Here is a 15,019-nt window from a genome sequence, read left to right on the forward strand (position 1 = left end):
ATGGATTAGTGGTCACTGCAATGATCTCCGTTCATGATGCACCGGTAGGCAAGTTGATCCTCATGTAATTTCAGAAAGACTTCATGTTTTTTTTGGTGGTACGCCGCGATCTCACCGCCGCCGGGATGAATGATATCACCGGCGCCGCTCATCGCCGGCATCACTTGCCGCAGATTTTTATAGCGTCCAGAGGCGACAGCGCCGAGCATCGCGCTCCCGAGCAGCATCGATTCCGGCTCTCTGTTGAGAACAATTGCGCATTCCGTAATGTCGGCATGTTCTTTCAGAAAGACCGGATTTTTTGTGCCGCCGCCGCAGGCAAAAATCGTCTTGATGCGGTACCCATGCCGATTCATCTCGTCAATGATATGCTTGGCGCCGTGCGCGATCGCCTGAATGACCGCCAGATACAGTATCGCCAGATCGTCAAGTGTCGCCGACATCCGCAAACCGGAGATCATCCCCCGCAGGTTTGGATTTGCCCTGGGAGACCGGTTTCCATGGAAATAGGGACAGACATGCAGTTCTCTCGTCAACGCCGCCGGATAGGGTTGTTCCCTTGAGAGTCGAGTCAGGCGTTCATTGAGGATTTCATAAACCGTCTTTTTTTCAGATCGGGCGCGATCGCGCAATGTGAGACTGGCGCCGTGATTGCATATAACGAAATCTATTAAAGAGCCTGTCGCCGACTGCCCCCCTTCCGTCAGCCACATCCCTGGAATCATGGCGGAATAGTACGGTCCCCATATCCCTTTGATAAATTTCGGCTCTCGCGAAACGGCCATATGGCAGGAGGAGGTGCCGCCGATAAGCGCCAGACGGGTTTCCAGGTCGTCCGCGGCCGGGTTCGATCCATCGAGACCCGCCCCGATCATGCCGATGCCGCCGGCATGCGCATCGATGATCGAAACAGCGATGGCGGTCCCCTCGTTCAACCCCAATTCGGCCGCCGGCTTCGCGGCTAAACCGCCGCCGATCGATTCACCCATCGGCCGGATCCGCACACCGATTTTAACAAATCGATCCGCGGCCAAATCACCCAAGCCGATCTGCTCAAAATACGAATCGTCCCACCTTCCTACAGACTCCCCTTCCCCCTTCTCGTGGCCGAGATAAGTCCACTTGCAGACGGTGCTGCAAAGCGAGCGGGTATCATTTCCCGTCGCCTTGTAAGTCAAGAAATCAGGCAGGTCGAAAAAACGCCGGGTGCGGTTCCAGGAGCGCGGCAGGTGTTCTTTCAGCCAGAGCAGTTTTGGCGTCTGCATCTCAGGCGAAATCACATGACCAACATATTGGAGCACGGAATGACCGGCCTTGTTGATTCTCTCAGCCTGATCAACGGCCCGATGATCCATCCAGACAATGACATTTTGCTCATCTTGCCCCGTCGGGCTGATCGTGACGGGATTGTCATCGCCGTCCAGAGCGACAAGCGAACAGGTGGCATCAAAACCGATCCCCTTGATCTCGGAGACATCGGCCTGGGATTCCTCAATGGCGGTCTTTACACTTGCGCACACCGCTCTCCAAATATCGGATGAAGATTGCTCGACATAATCAAGCTGGGGATGGAACAACTGAATCTCACGCGAAGCTGAACCAAGCATCATTCCTTGCTGATCAAAGACACCGGCCCGCGCGCTTCCGGTACCGACATCAATGCCGATGTAGAGATCCCGCATGTCCGCCTCGCTTGTTTCGTTAAACTTTCAGCGCGGCGCCTGTTCGAAAAATTCAACGCCGCGTGGCCATTTTAGCTTCAAGCGAGGGAATGTGACAAGGATGGCGGTTGAGCCGTTAGAGCAGAAAGGTACGGGCCGGCATCCCGGGAAGCAGAAGAAAGATGTCATTATAGTCCTTCCGGACCTGATCGATGATTCCCGGCGCGGTGCCTTCCTTTTCGATCGGAAGGTGGGTTAGGGCGATATGGCTCGTCCGGAAGATGTCCTGCAGAAGCTTCGCCATGTCGGGTCGGGTGGGAAACCAATGGTGAACGACGGCCAGGTCGACCGGAGACGTTTCCAAACCGAAACCTTGAAACACTTCCGGTCTTCCCGGAGAATCGCCTTCGTGGAAAATTCTCCGGCCGTTCAAGTCGAAAAGATACATCAGGTTCATGGGAGATTCCCGGTTGCCACTGTGGAGAGTGCGGACGATGGTGAGTGGGATTCCGGCCGCGGTCCTTTTGTCGATTTCCCCAACTTTGAGGTCGCGCGAAATCACCCGGGGCTCGATTTTCGACCAATCGGCCGCGATCTTGCACATTTCCTCGACCGCGTCGGCCGGGGCCACGAGAACCGGCCTGGGCCGAGCCTCCAGAAAGCGGACGGCGACGTCGGGGTTGAAATGATCGGGATGATTGTGTGTCACCAGGACCAAGTCGAGGCCGTCATAAGGCGCTTCGCCCTTGATGATTTTTTCAAGAGTCTCCGGCGCGGGCGCCCGGTAGGCCGGATTCGGCTTGTCGAACAGGGCGTCGATCAGCACTTTGGAATCACCCGAGCCGATCAGAACGCCCATATTGGCCACATAGGTCAGCGTGAGCGGGTTTGTCTGAGAATCAGGGGATACAAGGATGACGCGCGAGGGGAGCTTCTTTTCCTCCGCCGCTCCGGCCAGGAAGAAAAGGGCGGCCATTATGATGCAGCCAACAGCGTATTTTCTCATCGAATCCAGCCCTTTATCCTTCGGTTAAGAAGGCGATCCGAATACTAAACGAAGGCCTTTTACTTCTCGATTTCCCGGACGATGGCGTCGCAGATCTCCTTGATCGGGGCGCTCGCGAAACCATCGCCGGGGGGAGGGCCGCCGCCGCGGGGACCAATGAGGATCCCCTCCTTGACCAGGGTTACTTTTTCGGGAAACAGATCCGGTCCGTCCGGCAGATCGATCAATCCGGCGTCCCTGACCGTGTAGTTTCCAACGCAAAACGAGGCTACGAGCAGTCCGGCGTCGTGGGCATCTTTCACGAATTTAAGGACCGCCGGGTTTTCCCTGAATTTTCTGAACTGTGGGCCGCTCGGAATGATTAAGCAGTCGAATCCGGTCAAGTCCATCTTGTCCTGGATGACGATGTCGCTGCGGAGGACGACGTCCCTTTTCATGTTGTAACAGCCGCGGTATTCGCCGTCGAGGCCGACCCGCTTCATCGTCCAGCCCCGGCTTTGGATCTCCTCTTTGAGGGGAAAGTACGCGTCCCCGAACCATTCGCCCAGGAGGACAAGGACGTTCATGGAACGCGTCGGCGGTTTCTCGGCCGAGGCGGCCGGCTTGGGTCCGGTTAGAAGAAATACGCCGAATCCGATGATCGATGCCCAAAGCGGCAGCGTCTGTGATTTTTTCAAAGCTCCTCCCTTCGGCTCTCTCATTTTCCGGTGAGCCCTTCCCAGATCGCTTTGATGCTGTTTTCGTGAAGGCTCAGTTCCCGCATTTTCAGCATCCGGTCTTTGAGGCGGGGGAAATCCTTTTCGATTGTACCCTTCGACTTCGCGGCTTCCATGGTCGGCCCTTGAGCTGACAAGAAAATTCAACACCCCTCACGCCTGGACCCGCCCCCCAGCAGCAACTAAGAGGATGATAACCGCTCTCGTAGGTGCCGGAAAGCACTCCTTGTGAGTCTTCCCTTTCGGAGAGTTATTACACAATCACTCTGGAAAGAGCATGCAGTTCGGAAATCCTTCGTGTCTAAAAACTGGTAATGATTGCAAATGATGGAGTTTCTACCAATATGTGGCCCGGATATGCCCCTCTGTTATCAGGCTTAGAGTAAAACTCCAAACCTGGACCAATCCAAGGGGATCAGGTCATCTCTCCGGGCAGACCTCTCCCACACCTCGGTACCGGTGAGGAAGGCGAGCCCTACCATGGGAACCACGCGTGTGGGTGTAGAACACCGCGGGAGACTCAGGCGTGCGAATCCTTGGCAGAGAAGGCCGCATTCAAGCGATTTGGGTAGTCAAGATGGGGTTTAACGCACGTGTCGCACTTGGACCCCGGGTGAGACCCTCTCCGAACTCGCGTGCCGGTTACGGCGTAACTCCAATTGCATTCGCCCAGATCAGGGGGGGGGTAAACAAGGGAGTTGTCCGCCAACAAGGAGTTACGAGGTTTTCGCGGAGGACGAGGGCATTAGGACCGTGGGCGTTCTCTTGCCCAAGATTATTCGGGAAAGCGTCCCATTGTTATCCATTTAACATTTCCCATTAGCTCCGGAATCTGATCTTTTCGCCGAATTCGCCAATTCCTTCAAGATTCACGCAAATCATGCCGATCTTTGGACCGACAAGGAACGCGATATCCAACATATTCAGCGGGGCAAACGTTGACCGCCACGCCCCTAAGGGTGGACCTGAATGAAGAGCTCATAATTTCGGATTATGACTCTACCGACCATTTGGTTTTCCCAGGTAATTCTGCCAACTGTGATTCTTGACTTCATTGCCTTGTTTCAGACCAATAAGTCGGTCAGTTTGACAGCCGCGACGCACAGTCATCCCCTGGTTTTCAGCAATGCGGCAAGGGACATCAGAACGAACATTGTTGCAATTCACTTCTCGTTTAAGGACTAGTTCTGGCCGTCGATCCACGCCAGATAGAACAAGCGGCCGTTCTTGTTGATAAACGAGCGAACGAGATCTACGCAAGCTTCGACATCATTGCGGCGATCACCAAGAGCAGATGAGCTGATCATGTTGCCGAGCTTGATTAGCACATTGGCATAATATTTGCATAATATTATTGGGAATCCCGTCAACATACTTGGAGTATACCATGATGATTAAAGCCATTACCCATCGTTTTATAAAACCATTTGTACTCATTTCCACATTCATATTACTTTTCTCTAGTTGTGGTTTAGTTGACGAGGTCGATGATACTAATAATGAGACAGATAATGACACAATAATAAATAGCACTACAGTAGGCACTGATGGGGGTATAATCAATGCAGATGAACTGACTCTTACCATCCCCGCCGGTGCATTTTCACAAACGGTTGAGATAATAATATATTCATCCTCTGATGCCGATGTCAGTATGGATGATATTGCAACAAAAGTATACAGCATAGAGGGATTACCGGATCAATATTCCACACCAATAGACGTACGTATCAGGCACAACGGTATTACAAATGAACAAGCTTATTTAATTCTTCAAGAAGAAACATATATACCCAGCCTAGATAGCATTTTTGCTAACAATATTTACTTCGAAGCTGTAGTGGCTGGCGACTCACTCATTAGTCAAATACCGGCAATAACTACAGATCTATCCAAAGGCACTTCGCTTGATGCTATATATAATACCTCTAGGACTAAAATTTATGCAATTCATGACCGCATAAATCATACTACAAGCGGCAACCATTTTAATATTGTTTATAGTCCCAACAGAGATGACGCTACAAATATTACAACTTTGGGACAGTATCTTGAAGATGCTTATACAAAGCTTCAAGGAATTGGTTTTAGTTGTGCCAGGAGAACCACTTGGCCGGTACAAGTCCATATCGAGATTCTAGATGCTTATGGATATCATGTTCCTTCCCGCTGGGGTTTAAATAGCTCTACTTTACAATTCAATAGCACGTATCTAAGCGACCAAACTGCAATGAAGACTACTGCTATTCATGAATACTTTCATTTGATTCATTATTTGTACGATAATAGAAACTTCTTGAGTCGGGCAACATTTGCACCACCTCATCATTGGTTTAACGAAGCATGCGCTGTTTGGTCTGAGGAATTGGTTACAAACCCTCAATATATGTCAGAAACGAGAAGCTCTTTTAACGCAGAATCCCCTTTTACTGGCTTACAAGCAGGATCTGAAGCAGATGCAGAACAGCATGGCTATGGAATGTCAGCTTTTATCAAATATATTGCTAATGTATATGGCCAGAACGTATTAGTAAATATTTATGACAAGCTATTTGCGGGAAAACATGTAGTTGATGCTATTAACCAATGTATAAATGAAATGCTATTTATTGATTACAATCTATTCTTGCAGCAGTATGCCCATGGACAACTATACCCTGACGTTGGCTTACCCGTTATAAAAATGTTTGCTGAAGGTGCGTTCGAAATTGCATCCGATGCAGATACCCTGAAAACATTTAGTGCAAATTCTAGAGAGCTTTCTGGAAATATTTACTCTGTTAAGTTGGATAATCCAAATTTCAAAGATGATACTTCTTTAGAGATTAGTATTGATCAGGAATTGTGTCATATAACGGTATTTCAATACCCAGAACCGAACAGTCCTTTTAATGTAGTCGCAGAAGGAAGTAGAAGTTGCGTTGTATCAGACCTGAAGGATTTAAAGGCCCAAAACAAACACTTACTCGTTATGGTGGTCAATGGCAATTTAGTTAAAATTCCTGAATATTCGCCATCTACTATAGATATTACTGTCAGGATGGAGGTTAAGGAAGAAAGTCTTGAAATATTGGAATATGCTCAGGTGGGTTTCGCATATAAATTGGAAATGGGATTGGAACATATTTGTGGTAATAGCCAACCCACAAGTCCAAATTACCATTGGGAAAATCATACTGTAACCGATTACCCAAATCCAATAAAACTTGTTAAAAATGGAAACACATATTCGGGATCCTGGGAGTACATGGATGACCCAACCAATCCTCTTCTTAGAACTCATTCCGGTTCCATTACTTTTACACTGAGAGATAATGAGAATATTATAACTCAAAATGGCCAGACTAATATTGCAAGTTCAGTAGAGTTAATTATTAAATCTGTGCCAGGCGATCAGCTTTGGTATATCTCCCAATGGACACTCACAATGACGGATGTTGAATATTTTGTAAGTAACCAGGGAAATAGGCAATTCAACATTAGTGGTCAAGAAACTTGCAATCACATATCATTAGAATGGAGATCAGGTTGTAACCCCGATGGAGGAGGGGGATTTGAATATACAGCCCCACCTAGGTGCAGCAACGATGATGCTAGAGTATCTATTGGTTTATCTAACTAAAATTAAATTGGATTAGCAGCCATTCAAGTAGACCGAAAGTTCGGTCATAGCGGATTAATATACCTCTTCAGAGTTGGGGTGCTGGCGCTCGTATTGACAGGTCGTTCAAAACTAGCGAACCAAAGTCAGCGACTTCGTTAGCGGACCGTGGTTCGTAAGAACCCTAATGAAATAGATCCCGGCAGGCGCAGAACGGCCATTCTCGAGACGGCCGTCCCACTGGAATCCACGGTAGATGAGATCCTCACCTACCGCATACCGTTTTATCCGGCGGCCCAACAAATCGGCGATATAGATTTCTCTGACGCCAGTAGCGCTTCCTTCAACGCGGAAATATGCGCGACCTGAGGTTGGGTTCGGCCAGGGTTGGGTCAGATAGACGAGAGGCTGCGATTGATCAGCCGGAGTTTCGACATCTGACGCCGCCCAGGTTCGCTTCCAGAGACCGATATCGGGATTCATGAAGAAAAGGAGTTGGTGATCCCAAGCAGCGGCGAGATTAGGATCGTCCCAATAGTTCATTTCTTCGTCGGGGAGACCATCGCTGATGTCGGTCCAAAGCTGCCCATCCGTTTGAGACCATCGAACCGCCGGCAATCCAGTATCTATGTACCCGCCGACAAAGAGATCACCACCCGCCCAGCGGGGTGAAATGACCGAACTGGTCGAAATACCGCAGGATTCGACCCCGAAATATTGATCTCCTTGCCACTTGTGTATCTGATCATAAATGGCCACAAAGAGCCTTTGCGGATCGATTGACGAGGTCGTAGCACTCACTTGATCGATCATCTGTACCAAGTAGCCTGGAAGATTGAACCACGTCGCCCCCCCATCCGTCGATTTCCTTGAACCCATTTCCTGTTCACCAAGACACCCATTGCAGGTCACGCCTAAGTAGGCATTATTTGAGCCATCCGAAGGAGCGGCAAGATAGTCAACCCAGCACGGATACGGTTCGCCGGCGGGATTCCAGTGAGACCAGGTACAATCCCATTGAGCTCCAAAATCAGTGTTGACACAGACGAGGTGCTGGGAGCCATATGAAGAACTCTCCCAGTGATAGGAATAGACCCGGCCCGGCAGTTCGCCATTCCAGGCAAGCATCACCGTTCTTATTTCGGAACTTCCGGAGGTTGTTATCCAGCTTTCGCCCCCGTCGGTAGTTCGATTCATCAAGTCGGCGCCTCTCGATCCGGCCATAATGAACGAATCATCCTCTCCTCCCGCCACCATGCAATAGAGGTCCATTCCGGCCAATCCAATTGACTCCCAGATACCCGGCGAGCTGAGTGGTGTGCGGTAAAGCCCTTCATCGCCCGCAACAAAAAGATAAGTATTACCGGCATAACAGATCCATCGTTGCAGCCCGGGCGGCGTGGTCAGCTCGACCCAAGGGCCGGCAATGATACTCTGCGGAGATAGCGCAAGCCCGCCAAGAATTGTTAAAGAGATGAGTGTAACAATGAGTCCAGACGCCGGGTTGAAAGCCTTCATTCCTCAGCCCCCGTGAATTCTCAGTTCGGACGTTCGTTGTTTGCAGTGGCTATAGTATAGCGGGATTCACCACAAATGGCCAGAAACAAGTGAGCCTTTGGATTTCAGATTACTTTTCAATCCCTTTCATCAAAACGACTTCCAGCGGTCCGCTTTCGATCGCATGGGTCGCCAATAAGAAATCCCATCGCCCTTTACGCCCAGGCTGCCCCCACCTATCCCAACCGGAAATCCCGTTCAGGCCAGAATCCAGCGAGACACTGGAAAGAGGTACCTCGGCGTTAATCGGGTGGGCTCGCTACAGAGGTGACCGGATCCACCTCCAGGCACGCACGTGTTTACTTGAATATTGATGGCGTTCTCTCGACAACCGCCGACTGGACCTATTACGCCTCCTCCAGCGCCACGGCGATCGCCGTGATGGATATGAACTACGACGGCTACCTCAACCTCGCTGTCGCCACGGCGCGGCAACCGGCGATGGTCTTTCTCAATACCTTGCCCCCCTCTTCCGTACCTGATGCCGATTCATTTTTCCCTGCGACACGGCTGCTGGTATCCCCGCAGCCCGCCCTAGTGAGGTCTCATTGCGCTTGCCGGATCTTGCGAGCGGGGAGCCGGGTCTCATTATCATCTATCGAGCCGACGGGCGTGATTCAAGCGGCGGGATGGCTCCATTGTATAAGCCATCCCGCCGCTAGTTGGAAATCAGGGTTGCAGAAGAACGAACTGCCGAGTCAAGATCTGATCCCCATCGCTCGCCCTGAGAAAATAGATTCCGGGCGCCGCTGATGTGCCCAGGTGATCCTTTCCGTCCCATCGCAGTTGATACAATCCCTCTGACCTGTCACCCGATGCGAGGTGACGCACCCGGCGGCCCATGACATCATAAATGCCGAGTTCACAACGGTGTTGCTCCGATAGAACAAACTCAATCGGCAATGGTGGGATTGCCGGATTCCGGATGGGGGATATCCGTAGGATATCGGTAAGACCTGCAGCCGTAGGGGTAGCATTCACGGAGGCGATCGTCAGGGGGTGATACCAGTGAACCTGGATCTCACATCCTCCCTGATCGCAACCTTCATGATCGTCATTTGGTGTGCAGGGATTACAGTCATTGTCGACCCAAGATCCGGCTTCATCGCAGCTGTTGTCTTCGAACCAAATGGAGTGCTCGGGATCACATGGATCGTTCCAATGGTAGCTCACTCCGGGCGGCGGGCTGATGCAGGTCTCCTTGCCGTCCACACCGGTGTCGCTGAGGCCATCGACATCCCGCCAGCGCCCTTCGAAGATCTCGCGGGCGGCCAGGGCATTGTTCAACAGGCTCTCCTCATTCGGTAAACCCCCGCTGTCGAGGCTCGGATCGGGTTCGTTCTCATCCGTGTCGTAATACCCATGGCCGGCGACAAGGGCGACCTGGAAGATTATTGATTCCCCGGGTGAAAGTTCCGTAAACGGGCCCACAGAAATCAGGAAGGAATAATCATCCGGATGAATAGTTGGTCGGATGGGGATCCCTCCCTGCTGCAAGGCGTCATAGCGCTCAAAATCATTCCTGGGGAGCCCTTCCGGGTAGGGTAGACTCGTACTGAAGAATCGACAGGTATAAAGCCGGGCTTCCTGAGGCGCCCACTCATCCATCGGATCGGTGGAGTGCCCCAAGAACAGCACACCAAAAAATCCTTCTTGATCTCCACCTGTCGCTGAAACGCCGTCGTCCGGAATGTCATACATGTACGCCATCTCAATCGGAACATAGGTGGTGTCGCAAGCATCCAGTGAGGAATCGACGAAAAAGGTATCAATGACCATGACAGAACCCCCGTCATCGGCGAAATATTCGGGATTATCCCTTGGCCCGATATCACAATCCGCATAGATCCCAAGATAGATTTCGCGGAGCGTCTCAAACCCATCATTGAGGATCTCGTACTCGACCCCCACAAAATCGTCATATCCTGCCATCGACCAGCCAAAACTTCGTTGGCTGACCTTGACATTGAGGGGCCGGTGGTCGGGATGTTGCTCTAAGGCCTCGGGTGTATAATCGGTGAATTCGCAGCTGTACATTTGTACCGAGACAGCGCTGTAATCCTCATCGATCCTTCCATCACCATCATCATCCCACCCATTAAGGGGATCTTCATCAGTCAATCCGTCGTTATCGTCGTCGGGTTGTGAGGAGAAACCGATCCGGTTTCCCCCTGTCATTCCTTCATGTGAATAGTACATCCTGTCACGCACATCGATGGTGGGCCTCAACTCCATTGAGGTTGAAGTATAAGACAGATTGTCTGACGCGATCGCCCCAATCCAAAGCTCCGCGCCGTAGAGATAATCTCCATAACGCCAATAGGCCGAGGGCTCATCGAGCCAGGGGTTGCCGATTCGATCCATATTGGTGATTTGCAGATCCAGATCGCCCGCGTCATGTTCAACGGCGTGCGGGGGATAGACGGCATAGATTCTCGAGGAATCGGATTTGAACGGGGTGTCGCTCAGCATCGGATCAGCAGCTTGGAGTGCGGGATTGAGCGCTGGGAAGGTCATCATCACGAATATGAAGAAACCGAGGCATGCGACCGGTCCAGCAAGAATGGAATGTTTGAAACGGGAACTCATATGATGGTCCTCCCGGATAGCTCACCGTGGTCTTGATTTTTCCAGATGAATCGAGGGTCTTTGTTCGATGGGAGGATACCAATGACGGGCCACTTTTGCAAGAGTGCGTGCACCAAGCTCCCGGTGAAATCATCAAAAATCAATTCCAATCCCCTTCCTATTTTATTTTTCTTCCGGCATACGGATTCGAAGCGGTTTTAATCTGCAACATGCTGATTTCCATGTGGTGTCATTGATTGTTTGCAACCGGCGGGAAGGATTCGCAGTGAAGAAAGGTACCTTCTCTATCTCGTTCTATTGATTTCCTTTATACATTTCAAGGCCGTGACCGCCACATTGATTCAAGTTCCCGGCGATTATTCAACGATTCAAGTCACCGTGAATGCGACCTCGAGTCAATAGGAAATTTCATCGCCCCTCACGCCCAAGCTGCCCCAGGGCGGTCTTCCTTAAATATTAAGCCCTCCAGCAGAAACCCCATCGGTGGATCCGACGATCGCGGCGGCGGCAATTGACGCGGGATAATCGTGATCCATCAGACGAAGTTTGCCCGCTGGCGGCTGTCGTCGAGCCGACATCCATGGGCCTTTGCAAATGCAGGATCGGTGCCTCAAGGAAAAGCGGCCAGGCGGCAGTGTTCCTCCAGGATTAGGGGCTCGCCGCGGTGGGCAGGATCGATCAAGAGCTTTGCTCTCCTAAAGACCCTCAGAGGGGTGGCCGACTTGCCGCGCCAGTCGGGCCCACAGCTGATCCAGGACGTCATACTTTTCGAATTTTCTCGAGGTGTTTATGTTGCGTGAGGATTCAGAAATGGGAATACAATGATAAAAGGCCGAAGGGATTTTCTCAGGATCATGACATCCAACCCCTTGCAGTTCCGTTTCTGCCTTTGTGCGTGTCCTCTGCGAGAAGCGAACCGACACCTAGCCCGGAAGGAGTTACAAAAATGAACAGAGGTGAAAAAGCAAATTCTCTTATGCAGGAATATGGCAGCTGCTGCTCAGGTGTGTTGGGAGCCTTTGTCACCGAGCTAGGATTGGAGATGGATACCGTTGCCGGGCTGGGACGGGGTATGGCGGGAGGGATAGGTGGATTAGGCCACATTTGCGGTGCGGTTAGTGGAGCGATATTGGCGATTGGACTCAAAACGACGAACAAAGACAACATTCACGATATGCAGGCCGGGTTCGAAACCATGGAAAAAGTTAGGGAATTTGTGACCAGATTCGAGGAGCAGCACTCTTCTATAATATGCAAGGATCTTATCGGATGCGATATAAGCTCACAAGAGAAGAGCGCGGTTGCTATGAAGAACGGTGCTTTTGCAAATTGCCCCAAATATGTTGAAAGCGCGGCGAATATTCTCGATGAGATGCTTAACGGTTAAAGAGTTTAATGTAAGAGAAAGGCGCCACGCTGATGTCACGTGAGACCTTGGCGCTGGAAAATACCGCCCTCTCATCATCGTTAAACCCGCCACGGAGCAGGGTGACAGAAGACGCAGCCATCGCTGCCACCTTGACCGATGGTTGGACGAAGTCATGAGCATCAAAGCAATACCCATTCCCTTCGGCGAGCTGAACGCATCACAACACATCGAGCACTTTAACAAAACGCTTCGGGAGGAGGCGCTAACCCACTTTATCTTCCTCGGTGGCGTTCAGCACGATTATCGTCTCGTCGCGTAGACCACCGCTCGGCTGCGCTTTCTTCGGATTCAGTGACCAGGGCGACTATGCCCTGCTTTTGAATCGGCTCCCGGTCCTCCCCCGGGTTGAGCCGCGGCCTCACCGTCGCCAGCGAACGACGATATCTCGATCGGGGAAGAAGTCTCGCACCTCGTAGGCGTAGTAGACCTCGCCTCCCTCGCTCCGACGCTCGAAGGGATAGCTGAACTCGAGCGGCTCGGCGCCGGGAGGCAGCCGGATCTCGAAGCCGGCCCATCGCAGCGGACGGCCCCACAAGCGCGCCGTGGTCAGGATGTAGCGGGCGTACTCGGTCTTGATCTGCTGCCGATAGACCACTTCGGCCACGATCGAGTCACCCCAGCAGGGAGGTACCCACCAGCGCACGCCGGGCGCGTTCGGCAGCTCCTCCCAGTGGGTAGGCACGGCCGCGCCGGCGTCGTCACGGAAGGCGAGCGAAACCATGCGGGCGCCGCCCAGCAAGGAGTCGACGGGAAGCGGGAAGAAGAGGGGGATCGACTCCTCGATCGGGGTGCGGCAGAGAAGTGTGAAGGTCCCCCGCACCTCGAGGCTATCGCCCACCACGTCGAGCCAGATCGACTCGGAATCGAATACCAGTGGGAACGCTTCGCCAATTGGATTCCGGGGGGACCGCTCGGTGCCTGGCCGGTTGTCAGCACCGGCGCCGGGCGCGAGCGCGAGCGCGACCATCGCGAGGGAAGCCACTCCGTATGCGAAAAGCAAGGGCGTGGATCTCATCGAGCTTTCGTCTCCTGCCAGCTAGCGATAGAGCGTCTTGATCCATCCCCAGGTCACCGGGGTCGCCGGTGGGTTCTGATCGACGCTTGCGGACGCGTCCTCAATGGTGAACCGAACCGGCAGACAGCGTGCGACACCCCAGTACGTGTTGGAGAGCTCGATCTCCGTCTCGTAAAACCCCGGCTCCAACCCGGCCGCATCCGCTGTGACGTGCAGATGAGCCTCCCCGGGCACGTACTCGGAATCGATCCACGCTGTGCACCATGCAGCGTGACTGCTGACGTCCTGGGGACAGTAGATGTCCGGATCGCCCATTCCCTCCGCCCAAAAATCGACCGTGCCGTCGGCGGCGGCACCGGGCGAGGCGTTCAGAAGAAGCTCCGGGACCTCGAAGATGGCGATGCAACCGCTCTCCCTGTATCCGCAATGCGGGGAGACGTGCCCGCACTCGATCCCTGCCTCGGCGTCTACCTGTATTGAATAGGTGACAAAGATTGTGCCATGGCAATCGTGCTGGAGTTCGACATCGCCGTGCCAACCCACGAGGTCGAGCCAGCCCGGTCCGGCCACGTTCATCACCAACCGGGCAACGGGGATGACACCCCCGGGCTCTGCGCTGATCGGATAGGGGTAGTCCCAGGTCAGGTAGAGCGCATGGGTGTCGCCATTGAGATCAAGCCCACCGTCGGCGTCGCCACAGGTCTCGAAATCGACGAACTGCCAGGTATCCGGCCAGGTGATCTCGGATCGGAGCGAGCGGATGCACAACGTCTCGCCCGGCCAACTGTATGCACCCCGCATGAAGAAGAGCAGGAACTCGAGCTCCCCGTCCGCGCTCGTCGAGCGGACGATCTGGTCACAGTTGGTGATCGGCGTGTAACATGGCCACTGCGATACCGATTGCACATGCGCCAGGAAAGCGGATTCGGGAGCCGTATCCGCGAAGCACGTAATAGTAAGGAGAGCAAGCAGGCCGGCACAGGTTGCCCAATGGGTCGCTGCAACGAGCACCCTTGGGTGACGTGACGTGGTCAGCATCATGGCGACCTCCCTTTGCAGCCCCCAGCGATAGAGGGCCTTGATCCGTCCCCGCAATGCGGGGATAGGTACCCGCATTGCATGCCCGCCTCGGGCCAATAGAAAGAAATTTCAACGCCCCTAGAACTCTAATCCACCACCCCAGTAGCAGACAAAAGGATGATAACCGATCTCGAAGGCGCCGGATAGCACTTTTTGGAGCCTTACCTGATCCGCCCCCGAACCCAGCCGGAAATCCCGGTCAGGTCAGAATTCGGCGAGACCCTGGAAAGAGGTGCAACGGCATTCATCGGGTGAACTCCCTATGGAGGCGGCCGGAGCCGACTGTTCTAGCCCCACCGGGTGGGTGGAAAAACGGGATGAGGAATGGTCGCGTTGTGGTTGGAATCGATCATGGGCGGCGCTGC

Annotated in this window: 13 protein-coding genes; 6 read left to right on the top strand and 7 right to left on the bottom strand. The window is 52.8% G+C overall.

The window, feature by feature from the left end:
• Positions 1-5: 5 nt before the first annotated feature.
• The 3 genes from KJ970_13675 to KJ970_13685 all read right to left on the bottom strand — a co-directional run bounded on the left by KJ970_13675 (position 6) and on the right by KJ970_13685 (position 3,233).
• Positions 6-1,682, bottom strand: coding sequence for an FGGY-family carbohydrate kinase (locus KJ970_13675; protein MBU2691964.1), 1,677 nt, complete (start codon positions 1,680-1,682; stop codon positions 6-8).
• Positions 1,683-1,797: 115 nt separating this feature from the next.
• Entirely contained in the window at positions 1,798-2,667 is an 870-nt protein-coding gene (locus KJ970_13680) for an MBL fold metallo-hydrolase (protein ID MBU2691965.1), read from the bottom strand.
• A 59-nt stretch (positions 2,668-2,726) separates the two neighbouring features.
• Complete coding sequence (locus KJ970_13685; GenBank protein ID MBU2691966.1) at positions 2,727-3,233, bottom strand: DJ-1/PfpI family protein; 507 nt, start codon at positions 3,231-3,233, stop codon at positions 2,727-2,729.
• On the opposite strand from KJ970_13685, the gene KJ970_13690 reads away from it, so the two are divergent.
• Positions 3,232-3,378: a hypothetical protein gene (locus KJ970_13690; GenBank protein MBU2691967.1), complete on the top strand. Its 147-nt coding sequence runs from the start codon at positions 3,232-3,234 to the stop codon at positions 3,376-3,378. The genes KJ970_13685 and KJ970_13690 overlap by 2 nt on opposite strands.
• A gap of 1,392 nt (positions 3,379-4,770) precedes the next feature.
• Positions 4,771-7,005, top strand: a complete 2,235-nt coding sequence (locus KJ970_13695) for a hypothetical protein (GenBank protein MBU2691968.1) — start codon at positions 4,771-4,773, stop codon at positions 7,003-7,005.
• A gap of 111 nt (positions 7,006-7,116) precedes the next feature.
• Here the strand turns inward: KJ970_13695 and KJ970_13700 are convergent, their stop codons facing one another.
• Positions 7,117-8,502 carry a T9SS type A sorting domain-containing protein gene (locus KJ970_13700; GenBank protein MBU2691969.1) on the bottom strand — a complete coding sequence of 462 codons (1,386 nt, stop codon included), beginning with the start codon at positions 8,500-8,502 and terminating at the stop codon, positions 7,117-7,119.
• A gap of 306 nt (positions 8,503-8,808) precedes the next feature.
• On the opposite strand from KJ970_13700, the gene KJ970_13705 reads away from it, so the two are divergent.
• Positions 8,809-9,294 (top strand): hypothetical protein, encoded by a 486-nt coding sequence (locus KJ970_13705; protein MBU2691970.1) that lies wholly within the window; start codon positions 8,809-8,811, stop codon positions 9,292-9,294.
• Here KJ970_13705 and KJ970_13710 read toward each other — a convergent pair.
• Complete coding sequence (locus tag KJ970_13710) at positions 9,211-11,130, bottom strand: hypothetical protein (GenBank protein MBU2691971.1); 1,920 nt, start codon at positions 11,128-11,130, stop codon at positions 9,211-9,213. The genes KJ970_13705 and KJ970_13710 overlap by 84 nt on opposite strands.
• A 240-nt stretch (positions 11,131-11,370) precedes the next feature.
• Between KJ970_13710 and KJ970_13715 the strand changes: the two genes are divergently transcribed.
• The 3 genes from KJ970_13715 (at position 11,371) to KJ970_13725 (ending at position 12,818) form a co-directional block, all read left to right on the top strand.
• Complete coding sequence (locus tag KJ970_13715; GenBank protein MBU2691972.1) at positions 11,371-11,532, top strand: hypothetical protein; 162 nt, start codon at positions 11,371-11,373, stop codon at positions 11,530-11,532.
• Between the two features lie 394 nt (positions 11,533-11,926).
• Positions 11,927-12,517: a C-GCAxxG-C-C family protein gene (locus KJ970_13720; GenBank protein MBU2691973.1), complete on the top strand. Its 591-nt coding sequence runs from the start codon at positions 11,927-11,929 to the stop codon at positions 12,515-12,517.
• Positions 12,518-12,671: 154 nt separating this feature from the next.
• Positions 12,672-12,818: a hypothetical protein gene (locus KJ970_13725; GenBank protein ID MBU2691974.1), complete on the top strand. Its 147-nt coding sequence runs from the start codon at positions 12,672-12,674 to the stop codon at positions 12,816-12,818.
• Between the two features lie 99 nt (positions 12,819-12,917).
• On the opposite strand, the gene KJ970_13730 is transcribed toward KJ970_13725, so the two are convergent.
• Together KJ970_13730 and KJ970_13735 are read right to left on the bottom strand one after the other, a co-directional pair.
• The gene (locus tag KJ970_13730; protein ID MBU2691975.1) at positions 12,918-13,526 is read right to left on the bottom strand and encodes a hypothetical protein; all 609 of its coding nucleotides are present in this window, start codon (positions 13,524-13,526) and stop codon (positions 12,918-12,920) included.
• Between the two features lie 69 nt (positions 13,527-13,595).
• A complete protein-coding gene (locus KJ970_13735; protein MBU2691976.1) occupies positions 13,596-14,615 on the bottom strand; it encodes a hypothetical protein in 1,020 nt (339 codons plus the stop codon).
• Positions 14,616-15,019: the final 404 nt, after the last annotated feature.

This window comes from Candidatus Eisenbacteria bacterium, assembly GCA_018831195.1.
Taxonomy (GTDB): Bacteria; Eisenbacteria; RBG-16-71-46; order CAIMUX01; family JAHJDP01; genus JAHJDP01.

What these genes read in the sequence shown, in the direction of transcription:
- KJ970_13675 (MBU2691964.1), bottom strand. Translation starts at nt 1,682, where the DNA reads ATGCGGGATCTCTACATCGGCATTGATGTCGGTACCGGAAGCGCGCGG.
- KJ970_13700 (MBU2691969.1), bottom strand. Translation starts at nt 8,502, where the DNA reads ATGAAGGCTTTCAACCCGGCGTCTGGACTCATTGTTACACTCATCTCT.
- KJ970_13725 (MBU2691974.1), top strand. Translation starts at nt 12,672, where the DNA reads ATGAGCATCAAAGCAATACCCATTCCCTTCGGCGAGCTGAACGCATCA.
- KJ970_13680 (MBU2691965.1), bottom strand. Translation starts at nt 2,667, where the DNA reads ATGAGAAAATACGCTGTTGGCTGCATCATAATGGCCGCCCTTTTCTTC.
- KJ970_13735 (MBU2691976.1), bottom strand. Translation starts at nt 14,615, where the DNA reads ATGATGCTGACCACGTCACGTCACCCAAGGGTGCTCGTTGCAGCGACC.
- KJ970_13685 (MBU2691966.1), bottom strand. Translation starts at nt 3,233, where the DNA reads ATGAACGTCCTTGTCCTCCTGGGCGAATGGTTCGGGGACGCGTACTTT.
- KJ970_13730 (MBU2691975.1), bottom strand. Translation starts at nt 13,526, where the DNA reads ATGGTCGCGCTCGCGCTCGCGCCCGGCGCCGGTGCTGACAACCGGCCA.
- KJ970_13710 (MBU2691971.1), bottom strand. Translation starts at nt 11,130, where the DNA reads ATGAGTTCCCGTTTCAAACATTCCATTCTTGCTGGACCGGTCGCATGC.
- KJ970_13695 (MBU2691968.1), top strand. Translation starts at nt 4,771, where the DNA reads ATGATGATTAAAGCCATTACCCATCGTTTTATAAAACCATTTGTACTC.
- KJ970_13690 (MBU2691967.1), top strand. Translation starts at nt 3,232, where the DNA reads ATGGAACGCGTCGGCGGTTTCTCGGCCGAGGCGGCCGGCTTGGGTCCG.